General features: G+C 62.1%; 11 protein-coding genes. 7 read left to right on the top strand and 4 right to left on the bottom strand.

The genetic code is table 11. From position 1 onward, the window contains the following. Positions 1–10: 10 nt before the first annotated feature. Positions 11–1,477 (bottom strand): alpha-glucosidase/alpha-galactosidase, encoded by a 1,467-nt coding sequence (locus NKH93_RS07155; protein WP_352921088.1) that lies wholly within the window; start codon positions 1,475–1,477, stop codon positions 11–13. Between the two features lie 198 nt (positions 1,478–1,675). Between NKH93_RS07155 and NKH93_RS07150 the strand changes: the two genes are divergently transcribed. From NKH93_RS07150 to NKH93_RS07125, 6 genes are all read left to right on the top strand, one after another. Beyond that, positions 1,676–2,551 carry an AraC family ligand binding domain-containing protein gene (locus tag NKH93_RS07150; RefSeq protein ID WP_502896436.1) on the top strand — a complete coding sequence of 292 codons (876 nt, stop codon included), beginning with the start codon at positions 1,676–1,678 and terminating at the stop codon, positions 2,549–2,551. Positions 2,552–2,926: 375 nt separating this feature from the next. Then, positions 2,927–3,061, top strand: coding sequence for a hypothetical protein (locus NKH93_RS07145; protein ID WP_352501351.1), 135 nt, complete (start codon positions 2,927–2,929; stop codon positions 3,059–3,061). Continuing rightward, on the top strand, positions 3,058–3,495 hold the full coding sequence (locus tag NKH93_RS07140; protein WP_352472517.1) for a CBS domain-containing protein: 438 nt from the start codon (positions 3,058–3,060) through the stop codon (positions 3,493–3,495). The genes NKH93_RS07145 and NKH93_RS07140 overlap by 4 nt, the downstream gene beginning before the upstream one ends. 113 nt (positions 3,496–3,608) lie before the next feature. Further along, on the top strand, positions 3,609–4,535 hold the full coding sequence (locus NKH93_RS07135) for an NADP-dependent oxidoreductase (protein ID WP_352449638.1): 927 nt from the start codon (positions 3,609–3,611) through the stop codon (positions 4,533–4,535). Positions 4,536–4,894: 359 nt separating this feature from the next. After that, a complete protein-coding gene (locus NKH93_RS07130; RefSeq protein WP_352921086.1) occupies positions 4,895–6,586 on the top strand; it encodes an FAD-dependent oxidoreductase in 1,692 nt (563 codons plus the stop codon). Next, complete coding sequence (locus NKH93_RS07125; protein WP_352821385.1) at positions 6,583–6,894, top strand: UBP-type zinc finger domain-containing protein; 312 nt, start codon at positions 6,583–6,585, stop codon at positions 6,892–6,894. Before NKH93_RS07130 ends, NKH93_RS07125 begins: the two co-directional genes overlap by 4 nt. A 145-nt stretch (positions 6,895–7,039) precedes the next feature. On the opposite strand, the gene NKH93_RS07120 is transcribed toward NKH93_RS07125, so the two are convergent. From NKH93_RS07120 to NKH93_RS07110, 3 genes are all read right to left on the bottom strand, one after another. Beyond that, complete coding sequence (locus tag NKH93_RS07120; protein WP_352472515.1) at positions 7,040–8,209, bottom strand: GNAT family N-acetyltransferase; 1,170 nt, start codon at positions 8,207–8,209, stop codon at positions 7,040–7,042. Then, positions 8,206–9,201 carry a sterol desaturase family protein gene (locus NKH93_RS07115; protein WP_352821389.1) on the bottom strand — a complete coding sequence of 332 codons (996 nt, stop codon included), beginning with the start codon at positions 9,199–9,201 and terminating at the stop codon, positions 8,206–8,208. Before NKH93_RS07115 ends, NKH93_RS07120 begins: the two co-directional genes overlap by 4 nt. A 239-nt stretch (positions 9,202–9,440) precedes the next feature. Further along, positions 9,441–11,369: a heparinase II/III family protein gene (locus NKH93_RS07110; RefSeq protein WP_352821392.1), complete on the bottom strand. Its 1,929-nt coding sequence runs from the start codon at positions 11,367–11,369 to the stop codon at positions 9,441–9,443. 116 nt (positions 11,370–11,485) lie between these two features. On the opposite strand from NKH93_RS07110, the gene NKH93_RS07105 reads away from it, so the two are divergent. Further along, positions 11,486–12,727 (top strand): glycoside hydrolase family 5 protein, encoded by a 1,242-nt coding sequence (locus NKH93_RS07105; protein ID WP_352683201.1) that lies wholly within the window; start codon positions 11,486–11,488, stop codon positions 12,725–12,727. The last annotated feature ends 137 nt before the right edge of the window (positions 12,728–12,864 follow it).

The raw sequence follows: 12,864 nt of genomic DNA, 5'->3' as shown, positions 1-12,864 counted from the left end.
CTGGCGAAATTCAGACGGCCTGCTTGAGAGCCGTTTTTTCCGCACGCAATTCCTCGATCGAACGGACGTCGCGCCTTGCCGCACCGGCCCATTCGCGGGTCTTGACCCTGGATTTCGAAAGCCGCTCCCTCGCGGCCGGCACCGCATCGGCATATTGAGGCAGCCAGCGGGCCTGGGCGACGACCATTTCGTCCACCATCTGCCAAACCTCTTCCGGCGTCGAAACCGCGCCGACCAGCGGATCGTGCAGGACCGCGAGCTTCAGCAGGTCGATATCGCCGGAGATCGCCGCATGAACCGACATGCGCTGGACGTTGATCGAGGAAATGCAAGTGGCGGCGCAGGCCTCCGGCAGCGCGATGCCGGCGGCCATGTTGATGCCGAAGCGGTCGACGAAGCCGGGCGACTCGATGATCGCATCCTGCGGCAGGTTGGTGATGATGCCGTTGTTCTTGACGTTGAAATGGCCGCGATAAACGCGGTTCGTCTCCAGCGCCTCGAGAATGTGGCTGGCGTGCTCGTTGGAGCGCTTGGCGGGGTCGATCGGCCTCGCGGCGGACTCCAGAAATTGCGGGAATTCTGTTTCGAACCAGTTGCGCGTTTCGGTCGAATAGCGAAGGTAGCCGCCGGTCTCGCCGTGGATCCAGTCTGACATGTCGATCCAGCGGGTGATTTCGTCCGGCCGCTTGCGATACCAGGGCAGGTATTCGGAAAGATGGCCGTTGCTTTCGGTCGAATAGACGCCGAAGCGCTTCAGGACATCGATGCGCAGCTTTTCCTGCTGCGAATAGACCGGATGCGCCTCGAAGGCGGCAACCAGCTCGTCCTTACCGATCTTGCGGCCGTTGAGACGCAGGTCGATGAACCAGGTCTGGTGATTGATGCCGGAGCAGACGTAGTCGAGATCGGTGCGCGACTTGGCGCCGAGCACTTCGGCGATCTGGTCGGCGCCATGCTGGACGCCGTGGCAGAGGCCGACGGTATCGACCCTGCCATATTCGATCGCCGCCCAGGTGTTCATGGCCATCGGATTGGCGTAGTTCAGGAATTTCGCCCCAGGCTCGGCGACTTCGAGGATATCCTTGCAGAAATCGAGGATTACCGGAATGTTGCGCTGGCCATAGAGGATGCCGCCGGCGCAGATCGTGTCGCCGACGCACTGGTCGATGCCATACTTCAAGGGAATGCGGATGTCGTCCGCATAGGCTTCGAGACCGCCGACGCGAACGCAGCTGATGATGTAGCGTGCGCCCTCGAGGGCAGCACGGCGGTCTGTCGTTGCCGTAACCTTGGTCGGCAGCCTGTTGAATTCGACGACCCTGTCGAGGATCGACTTGATCATCTGGAGGTTGCGCTCGCTGAGATCGGTCAATGCGAATTCGACATCCCTGAATTCAGGAACGCACAAAATGTCGGTGAAGAGCTTCTTGGTGAACCCGACGCTTCCCGCACCGATGATAGCGATCTTGAAACTCATCAGCCTCACCTCGACCTGATCGAACGCTAGGGCAAAGGCGGCGAAAAGAGGCTGGCCCGCCTGCGACGCTATGCAGGCTGGAATCCAGCACTTCCTCCCATCCGCTCTTTGACCGCGGTTTCTTTTGCTTTTCTCGAGGGATTATGCGCCTTATTCGGCACGCGACCAGAGAAGGATTATGCTTTTAGGGGTAATTTTGTGCTGCGGAACTTGATCGACATCGGGCCGGCGGGCAGGACGGTATCGCTGCCGCGCGGGCGCCAGCGCCTACACACCATGCCGACAAGCACCGGCTATGAAGTGCGCGAGAACGAGGTCTACGACTGGGATGGGCGCAAGCGCGGCCTGACGCCGTTTACCGTGCTCCAGCATACGATCAGCGGCACCGGCCGATTGCGCTACGAGAACCGGAACTACCGCCTGCAAAAGGGCGACACTTTGCTGGTTCTCGTGCCGCACAACCACCGTTACTGGCTGGCCAAGGGCGAACGCTGGGAGTTCTTCTGGATATCGATGAACGGCGAGGAGGCACTGCGCATCCACAGGTCGATCCTTGCCGCCGTCGGTCCGGTGCTGCGGCTGCAGCCCTCGACGATCGATCATCTGGCTGATTGCAGTGTGCGCCTGATCACGGGCGCGGTCTCGCCGGGAGCCGCCTCGGCCGTCGCCTATGAAGCAGCCATGGCGCTCTACGACGATGTCTTCGGCTCGCATGCCGTCACCGACGACAAGAGCGCCATGCAGCCGGTCATCGATCACATCAGGGCCAATCTCGACAGGCCGCTCCGCGTTGCCGATCTCGCTGAGATCAGCGGCCTGAGCCGCGCGCATTTCTCGCGCTGCTTCGCCGAGAGCGAGGGACTTCCGCCCGCCGAATTCGTGCTGCAGCAGCGACTGCAGCTCGCGGCGAAGTTGCTGACGAAGGCCGATTTCCTGCCGGTCAAGGAAGTCGCCATCATGTGCGGCTTCGAGGATGCCAATTATTTTTCGAAGGTCTTCCGCCGCCTCTACGGCATCAACCCGACGCAGTTCCGCACCAACGGGATGTATGCCAGCCTGGGAACCGCCCGATAGCCCGATAGATTGGCACCGCGCTTGGCATCGGATGCGGGAACGCTTTTGCTTCCCCTCGGTTTAGGACAAGAGAGCCTGCTCGCCGCTGCGGCACCCCCGCTCTGGCGGAGATCAGGCCACAGATGTCAGGGAGTGATCGATGAACAACCCCGATCCGAACAACCCGAATCCACTGCCGGACAATCCCAATCCGGAGCCGGCCCGGCCGCCTGCCCCGCCGGAGACTCCGCCGGGAGAACCTCCAGGCGTACCCCCGCCCTCGCCGGATCCAATTCCGACGCCGGACCAGGAGCCGATCGGAGTTCCTCCCGGCACGCCTTCCGAAATTCCTTCGGAACCGACCTTTCCCGGGCCGACCGCCTGAAGGGCAGTCGGGTGGAGGATGGCAAGGGTGATTTCGGCGAAGCGCTCGAAACGGGTCTTGCCATGGAACGTTTTGCGCTGGCGCTCATTCACCCTTTCATCCTGGAAACCGGCGGCGGGCCCTGCAACCAAGGGAGGTTAAAATGAAAGTTGGCAACTGCATGACAAAGGACGTCGAGATCGCCAGTCCGCAGCAAACCCTGCGCGATGCGGCTGAAATGATGGGTCGCCTCGACGCCGGCGCAATGCCGGTGGGCGAGAACGATCGGCTTGTCGGCATGGTAACCGATCGCGACATCGCAATCCGCGGCGTCGCCCAAGGCAAGACACCTGACGCCAAGGTACGGGAAGTGATGAGCACCGAGGTCAGGTATTGCTTCGAAGACGAAGACGCAGAGGATGTTCTGCGTAACATGGCTGACCTGAAAGTGCGCCGCTTGCCGGTGCTGAACCGCGACAAGCGCCTGGTCGGCATCGTTTCGCTGGGCGACCTCGCCACCAACAGCGAGACGGCGACAGCAGGTGAAGCGCTGAGCGGCATCTCGCAACCCGGCGGCGAGCATTCGCAAACGATACACTGACGGCGCACCACCGGCCGGCCTTTGCTACGACCGAACCGCCGGCTGGATAGACGCCGGCCTGCCGGCGAAACTGTTCAGAGCGAACTGGACTGCAACCCGACGAGGAGCAAGCCATGATTACGATGAAGGCCGTCCGTATCCACGATTTTGGTGGACCGGAGGTTCTTTCGCTGGACGCGGTTCCGTTGCCTCAGCCGCATGACGACGAGGTCACGCTCAAGGTCTACGCGGCAAGCGTCAATCCCGTCGACTACAAGGTTCGCGAGGGCTCTTCGGGCGCGGATCTGCCCGTCACGCTCGGCCGCGACGTATCCGGCGTGGTGGAACTGTGCGGCACGCGGGCCCATACGCTGAAGAAGGGCGATCCGCTATATGCCATGCTCGGCAACGACCGCGGCGGCAACGCCGAATATGTCGTCGTGAAGGCAACGGAGGCGGCGGCGAAGCCGCAACGCTTAAGCCACGCCGAAGCCGCCGCCGTGCCACTTGCGGGCCTTACCGCGTGGCAAGGCCTTTTCGATCACGGCGGCCTCAAATCCGGGCAGCGGGTCCTTATCCATGGCGGCGCCGGCGGCGTCGGTCATCTGGCGGTGCAGTTCGCAAAGGCCGCGGGCGCGTTTGTCGCGACGACTGTGTCCGCGCAGGATTTCGATTTCGTCCGCGCGCTTGGCGCCGACCAGGCGGTCGATTACAAGAACCAGCGCTTCGAGGAGCTTGTCGAGGACGTCGACCTCGTCTTCGACCTGGTAGCGGGTGAAACACAGGACCGCTCGTGGGACGTGCTCAAGCCCGGCGGGACGCTCGTCTCAACGCTTTCCGAACCGTCGGCGGAGAAGGCCCGCCTGCATCGGGCTCGCGGCGTTTCCTATTTGACCAAGCCGAACGCGGCGCAGCTTGCCGAGATCAGCCGCCTCATCGACGCCGGGAAGGTCAGGCCATTCGTGCAGGCAATCTATCCTCTTGAGGAAGTCGCCAGGGCCGAGGAACAGCTCGAGAAGCAGCACACGCGCGGCAAGATTGTGCTTCAGGTAGCTGCCTGAGCACTCGCCGAACAACAGGCCGCGGGCCAGTTTGCGGAGTGCTCGGACACAGGCCGTTTTCTGCTGTCCAGAAGCCCGGCGGCCGAGAGTTTGACACAGGACGGCCCGCCGGGCCTGGCCGGCTTAGGCAGGTGCCGGCTAAAGCAGCATGCGCCGGGTTTGCCGGGATGCGCAAATCAAACAAATCAAGGAGATGCAACGGATCGTGAGGCACGTCGCGACGACACCGTCGCACGGCTGCGATCAGTTAACTGCGAAGCGAAGGACATAGCGTTTACCGACAGGCGGGCCAGGTTCCTACCGGCCGCAAGCCGCAAAAACCGCTTCAAACTGTCGGAAACCGGCGATAGGTTCGAACCATGTCTCAACCCGCCAATCCGATCTCCATTGCCCGTCGCGATCAGATGTTTCCAGTGCTGGCTGAGGCGGACCTGGACCGCATGGGCCGTTTCGGCGAAGCCGTGTCCTATGCTGCAGGCGAACAGATCGTCAAAGCCGGCGAGCTGGCGCCCGGTCTGATCGTGGTCCTGTCCGGCAAGGTGGATATCATCCAGGGCGGCAGCTTCGGCCGGCGCGAAACAATCGTCACGCACGGTGCTGGCAATTTCGTCGGCGAGTTGGCGCAGCTTTCAGCCCGACCCTCACTGGTGGATGTGGAGGCGGTCGAGCCGGTCGAGGCGCTCGTCATCCCCTCGCAAAGACTGAGGGACCTGATGGTGCAGGAAGCAAACCTCGGCGAGCGCGTCATGCGGGCGCTGATCCTGCGCCGTGTCGGCCTGCTCGAGAGCGGCACAGCCGGCCCGATCATTGTCGGACCGGTCGACAGCGGCGACGTTTTGAGGCTGCAAGGTTTTCTGGCTCGCAGCGGTCAGCCGCATCGCATTCTCGATTCGGCTGCCGATCCCTGCGCCAGGACCCTGATCGAACGCTTCCATGTCGACATCCACCATTTGCCGATCGTGCTCTGTCCGAACGGCAAGCTGCTGCTCAATCCCGGAGAGAACGAGCTTGCCCGCTGCATCGGCCTGGTGAGGCCGATCGACGCCGGCAGGCTGTACGACGTGGCCATTGTCGGCGCCGGACCGGCCGGCCTCGCGGCGGCCGTCTATGCGGCTTCCGAAGGGTTGTCGACGATCGTGCTCGATTGCCGTGCCTTCGGCGGACAGGCGGGTGCCTCCTCGCGCATCGAGAACTACCTCGGTTTTCCGACCGGCATTTCGGGAATGGCGCTGATGGCGCGCGCTTACAACCAGGCGCAGAAATTCGGCGTCGAGATGGTGATACCGGACGAGGCGAAGTGGCTGGGCAGCGCAAGTGACACGTCCAGTGCCCACTATACGCTCGCCGTCGGCGGCGGGGAGACCGTGCGGGCACGGTCGGTGGTGATCGCCAGCGGAGCGCGCTATCGCCGCCTCGACATGGCAAACCTGGCGCAATTCGAGGGAACCTCCGTGCATTACTGGGCTTCGCCGATCGAAGCGCAGCTTTGTGCCGGGCAAGAGGTAGCCCTGGTCGGCGCCGGCAATTCGGCTGGTCAGGCTGCCGTCTACCTGGCGGCGCATGTGAAGAAGGTATGGCTGCTGGCGCGCGGCAGCAGCCTCGATGCGAGCATGTCGCGCTATCTGGTGGAGCGCGTCAGGGCACAGCCGAACATCGAAGTGCTGGCTGAGACGCAGATTGCGGCACTGGAAGGCGACGACGGCAATCTTGGCAAAGTGCGCTGGCGCAACCGCGACACCGAGACAGCACGTCCGATCCGCCACCTCTTCCTGTTCATCGGCGCCGATCCGAACACCGACTGGTTGGCGCAATGCGGCGTGGCGTTGGACGCGAAGGGCTTCGTTCGCACCGGGCCTGACATTGGCCAGGAACGTGGTGCGCTGGAGACGAACCGCGGCGGGGTGTTCGCCATCGGCGATGTCCGCTCCGGCTCGATCAAGCGCGTCGCCGCTGCCGTCGGCGAAGGCGCCCAGGTGGTTGCAGCGCTGCATGCATATCTCGCGCGAAACGGCAGTCTTGCCGTGGCGCCACAACTGGTCAGGAGCGTATGATGGCAGACGAATGCAGGCACGCCGGGCACATTCGCGACGTGACACCGAGCGCGCTCGGCTGCGAGGAATGCCTGAAGAGCGGTTCGCAGTGGGTGCATCTGCGGCTCTGCCGCACATGCGGCCATGTCGGCTGCTGCGACGACTCGCCCAACCGTCATGCCACCAAGCATTTTCGGGCAACCGGCCATCCTGTCATCGAAGGCTACGATCCACCGGAAGGTTGGGGATGGTGCTACATCGACGAAATCTTCCTCGACCTCGGCGACCGCACCACGCCGCAAAACGGTCCGATACCGCGCTTCATTTGAGCTTTTTGCGAGCGGGCCGTTTCCGTGAAACGATGAACCGTTCTAAAGCATGTCGCGCAAAAGTGTGCAGCGGTTTTGCGATAACGACATGTATAAAACAAGAATCTAAAGCGCGTTGCATGAGGCCGATCGAACGCGACGCGCTTTAGTCCAAGGCTGCTTCGGCTTGAGCGGGCGCATCGCGTCCCTCTGGTGGTGCCGATGACCGCTCGCGCATATGCCTGACCGTCTGGAGGACACGATCGGCAAGAAATGCCAGCGCGCCCTGTGCCGTGCGCGTCCCGATGACGGATTCCAGCGTAACCGCCTGCGTTGAGAATTTGTGTTTGAACGACTCTGCGCCACAGAGGAAATCGACCATGCTCAAACCGTGATCTATCGACCACTGCACGTAATCCATCAACAGGATCACACCCGGCGACGCCCGGCCGAAATCCGGATCGAACGTCGTCACGAAGGCCATCATCACGTCGTGCTGGACGAAATTGATCGACACCGCGACCATCACGCCATTGCATTCGAGGACGAAGATATGCAGCACGCCGGCGCGCGCCAACGCACCGACGAGCGCGGCGAGTACCGGGACGCCCTCTTCGAACAGGTCTGACTCACGCATGCGCTCGGTCAGCCATTTCCGCTTCAAGGCCGCGAGGCGCTCCAGTACCGGTTGCAGCGGCTCGTCGGGGGCAAGCAGGCGAAATCTCACCTCTCCGGTTTCTTCCAGCGCTTTGATGCCGCGCCGATAGTTCTGGCGCGTCTTTTTCGACTGGCCCGCGAACCATGCCGCTCCGCTTTCCCATTGTCCGGCAACGCGATAGCTGACTTCCGTTCGGTGAAACGGACGAAGCCTGATGCCGCCGGAAGCTCCCGGCGTGAAAATTTTGCGGGCCGCCGCATCCGGCGAGAGACGACTGATCAAGGCAAGGTCGAAGCCGCCGGCATCGCAGAGTTGGGTCCATAGCTCCTGCAGCGCCGATAACGAGCATTCCGGAGCAACGAGAATATCCCCATAGTCGGTATAGCTGCCGGCCGCCCATTCGAGAAACCGCAGCCCCCTGCGCCTGCCGATCGCCAGCGGAACGACAGCAACGAGTCTCTCGCCCTTCCAGACCAGGCCGATCCGCAACGCGCGCTGGTCACGGCGTTGTACGGTACTCCACCATGCCGAAATCCAGGCATGGCTTTGAAAGATCAGCCCGTCGGTACGATGCCAAAGCTCCATCCAAGCGGCTTCGATCGCAGCCAGGCGATCCGCCGAACGGACGATTTCCAGGCGCTCCGCGCTTAGGACGTCGATGGAAACAGCGGTGTTCATGAAGGAGAACTGTCCTGTGGCTGCGCGACCACATTGGGCCGTCTGTGAAACAGTCGCATGACATGCCTTGCCATCTTCTTGAGCGGCAGGATGTAGAGCCCAAAGAGCGACTGGTAATCGCGCACATCGCGATCGACCAGGCCAAATTTCAGGTCTTCATCGGGCTCCGGGACAAATTGCGTTCCGAACAGACGATCCCAGAACGAAAAAAGCAGGCCGAAATTCTTGTCATAATGACGAGGGTCGATGCTGTGATGCACCTGGTGCCAGTGCGGACACAGGATGATGTTGTTCAACGGGCCGAACGATATCTTGAGATGCGTATGGCGAACAAAGTCCATCATCAGGATGTTGCGGATGACGTAGACGTTGATGCCGAAGATAGCGACCTCTACCGGATCGAGTGCGATCAGGCTCCAGATCCCGAAGCAGATGCCCGGGATGACGCCATCCCACATACGGTTCATCAGATCGTCCAGCGGATGAACCCGGTCCTTGGTGATCCCCACCATCACCTCGGCCGAATGATGTACCTTGTGCAATTCCCACAGGAACGGGAAACGGTGCTGGGCGACGTGGTAGAGGTAGTATGAAATATCATAGGCGACCAGCATGGTTGCGGTGAAGATGACGATCGTCACCGGTCCCGCCGGGGCGCCGAGAAGCGGCGCGTGGATGTTAAGGAGCCAGCCAATTGCCTCGCGTGTGCCATAGCCCACCGCGACGACGAAGGTGACGCCGGCAGGAATAAGCAGGAAAGGCATCATCGCCCGTTTCGTGATCCAGAACATGGCGTCGGCTCGCGCCGACGGGTGCAGGATGACTTCCTGTGGGAAGGCGAAGTCGAAAAAGTCCCTGAGGGACTTATGTTCGGCAGTTCGCCAGTAGGCGATCACCGCGCTGCCCAGTGCGGTGAGGAGAAGCAGGCCGAGCGTGGTCAGATTGACGTTCGAAAGCTTTTCCACAATCGCTCTGGCAAATTCGGAAAACATTGATGCAGCGGCTCCTGGTCGTAAGAAGGCAGTCTGGGGGTCGTAAGAAGGCGATCTGGCGAATAGCAAAGCACAAAATTCCCGCCAAACTCGCTACGCCGCCTGCAACCAGTGGCTGTTGCGGGGCGCAGCGGGCAAAGCAGGCTGGATGGTGCGAGACTAGCAGATCAACGGTAACGAAACCGCTAAATGTCCAAACGTAATTAATGTCGAATACGGCTGGAACTCACGCGGCAACTCTACGTTGGCACCGGTTTTTGCTGTCGCGGCGGGTGAATTGGGGCAAGATGGATATCGATCCCGGCTTCGCCCACTTCACCGTGCCAGGCGAGGCGTTCGGCTTGCTGCCTGCTGCCAAAACGCAGTGAAACCCAACCGCCTTGGCCCGGCATGTCACCGCCGGCGCCGATATCGAGCACAGCATCAGGAAAGCGGATGGCCAACAGTACCTCGTCGCCGCGCAATACCGCGACCGTATCTTCGTGCCGGTCGGCATGGAGGCCGGGGGCCAGTTGGAAGACGATCTCGGACTGGCGCCTGCCGCCGAGCAGTTGGTCGGTGATGAGGATGCCATCGGCCTGGCGCGCCAAAGTGCGCTGATGCACGACGCCGAAGCGGCTTCTATAGCCGTCATGCCGGGCGCTCAGCCTCCAGTGCGGTTCCGGTTCGCTCTCCACCAGCGCTGCGACTGCCTTGTGCGACCAGTTGAAATTTCCAGCGATGGTGCTTTGACTCTTGCCCTCGATGTTCAGCGTGTTGTGCGCCGGTGTGGAGCGGAACCAGTCGCGCCATGCGCCTCCCGAACCGTAGAGCCAAGTGCCGGGATCGACCAGCACCGGCTCATCGTCGATGCACAGGGTGAGCGACAGCGCGTCGGCATGGCCGTGCGCCGCTATCGAGAGATAGCCGAGCGGTCCATGGTCGAACGTCAGTTCGACATTGCGGCCATTCATTGCTCCGCGCCAGACGGAGAGCCCGCCTTGCGTGAATGTCTGCAAGCCATGCACCGCGGGCGCCGGGCCTGACGGCGCACCAAAGAAAAGCGAACGAAAATCGTCAGGCTCCGGCGCGTTGCCCGGCGTCCCCAGTAAGCCGTGGATGGCGGCCGCGACGGATCGGATATAGTTCGGCTCGTCGCCCAGCTTCAGCACATGGCCCTCATCGTCGTCGCCGAAGCGGGCGGCTTTCTGTGGCAGCCAGCCGACGAAATTGGCGAAGGCGCCCAGACGCGCTTCGACGGCCGAGGGAAACGGCGTTCCCGCCTGGCGCGCCGCGGCGGCGCACAGCAAGATGAGTTCGGCGCTGAAGGCTGCATAGGTCGGCGTTTGCTCGGCACCGGCGCCGTCGGCAAGAATCTGCTTGTGCGTCTCATTTAAGAGGGCGCTGCGGGCAATTTCGGATTCGGCCCCGAGCGCCAGGCCAACCAGATATTCGCCAGCCAACTCTGCGACGAGATGGTTGTTGGCGGAGGAATATCGCGACGGAAACCGCGGCAGCCAATAGGCGCTTGCCGCGAGTATCTCACCGGCTTTCCGCAGCGTCGCCGGGTCAAGCCGGTCACCGATAAGGTCCAGGGTGACGATGAGGCTGATGGCTCGCAGCGCTACTTCGATGCCGGAAGCCCAGCCAATGCCTCGGTACGGCGGATTGGCGGAATGCCAACTGCCGATTGCCGCCTCAATGGCACTCCTGGATCGATTGTCCTCGCTGAGGAGCAGGTGTGCAGCCAGTACTGGCAATTGCTGCAGCCGGTTGATCTCCCAGACATATTTTATATCGCCAAGGTCGCCGCCATCGCGAAAATCGATATCGAAAGTATGAGCCTCGGCGCCAGGCCAAAGCCTGCCGGTTACCGGATCAAGACGCCAAAGCTCAGCAGGAAACAAACGATCGGGCTCACGCTTTGGCCATGTCCGCCCGAGTGCCGAAAACCGGCCATGAAGCATCTCTTGCGCGGCCGCCGCTATGGCCTGCCGTTGAGCGTCGGTCGCTGCCAGCGCAGCATGGCGAAATCCGGGCAGCACTGGGTGCAACTGCGGCGATGGATAGCGTTCCCACCCATCATCGCGGCGGCGCGACGCGATCCTTCGACGTTGCTCGCCCAGCCGGTGCAACACCTCGGCCGGTCCCATGCTGCGCAATCGGTTGATGTACCAGCCGATTCTCATGCACGCCCCGTCAACGTTTCGGTCCTTGTATACCATGCCGTCGAAAAGCTGCGGGCCGGCAATCTTCTTTCCCGTTCGTTGCGGTTAATATCTCCCGCGAGCATGCGGAGGGAGCGATGCGAAAAGCGGTGTATTTTGTTGCCTGGGTGCTCGCCTTGCTTGTGGCGGCCGAGGCAGAGCCCATCCCTCTCAAGCGCGGCGTTGGCGTGCATCAGTGGCTCAACTGGTCGCCGGTGGCGAAAGACGGAACCTACGTTTGGCCGCCCTATCGCAGCGAAAAGGAGTGGCTTGCGGAAAGCAGGCCGCTCACCGACTGGCCGGCCGGGGAGGTGTTTGCCCACATCCGATCGATGGGCTTCGACTTCGTCCGGCTGAGCGTCGATCCCGGCCCGCTGCTTGCCAGCGGGGACGCCAAGCGGCAGCAGGCGCTGGACATACTTGCCGCCGCCGTCGAGCGGATCACGTCGACCGGCCTCAAGGTGGTTTTCGACCTGCATGGCGTCACTCAGGTTCCCGACTACAGCATGGAGATGATCTATGGCGGCGCCGACAGCGAGGGCGTTGCCCGCTATCGTCACATGGTTGTGGCGGTCGCCGCCATGCTGGTCAAGATAGGCACCGACAAAGTCGCCCTCGAACCTTACAACGAGCCCGCATACTACCCTTGCGATGCGAGCGGCAGCGATCACTGGCAGCGGATCATGGCAGGGACCGTCCACGACATTCGAGCGGTCAACAGCGAACTTACCATCGTTGCAACCGGCGCCTGCGGCGGCAGCATTGCCGGATTGGTCAACCTCAGCCCCGGCTTTGATGACCCAAACCTCTATTACAGCTTCCATATGTATGAGCCGCACAGCTTCACCCACCAGCGGCCCGATGACACGATCAGCTTTGCTTCGGGACTTCCCTGGCCGGCCGACAGCAGTACACCCGAAGTGGTGACCGAAACCCTTAGAGCGCGGATGGACGCTGCCGGCTTGAGCAGGGTCGAGCAGGTCATGAACATGGCCACCGCGCGCCAAGCAATCGCGAACTATTTCGAGCAGAACTGGGGCCAGAGCCAACTGGAGGCGAGCTTTCGCCAGGCTGTCGACTGGGCTGAAGGCCATGGCATTCCCAGCCGGCGGCTCTTCATGGGCGAATTCGGCGCTATCCTCATGTCCGCGGACGGCCGCATGGGCGCCTTTGAGGCCGACCGTTCGCGCTATCTCAAGGCAGTGCGCCAAGAGGCCGAACGCTTCGCGATCCCATGGTCTGCCTGGGAGTTCTCCAATCCCTATGGGATGAGCCTCATCCCGCCCGATGGTCCCCCAGTTCCCGACCCGGAGATGCTGCAGGCATTGGGCCTGCCATAGGTGCCATCACTCGCCCTCACCAGCGAACAACCGGTGGCAACCCCTGACGGCCAGACTCGATCGAGGAACGGCCCGTGGCAGCTTTCTCCCGGTTGGGTTGTATTGGCACGAAGTGTTTAACACATTTGTTGTACTGA

The organism is Mesorhizobium sp. M0954 (genome assembly GCF_040319155.1).
Classification (GTDB): domain Bacteria; phylum Pseudomonadota; class Alphaproteobacteria; order Rhizobiales; family Rhizobiaceae; genus Mesorhizobium.
The sequence above is the reverse complement of the archived record's forward strand: the minus strand, read 5'-3'. Positions and strand labels throughout refer to the sequence as shown.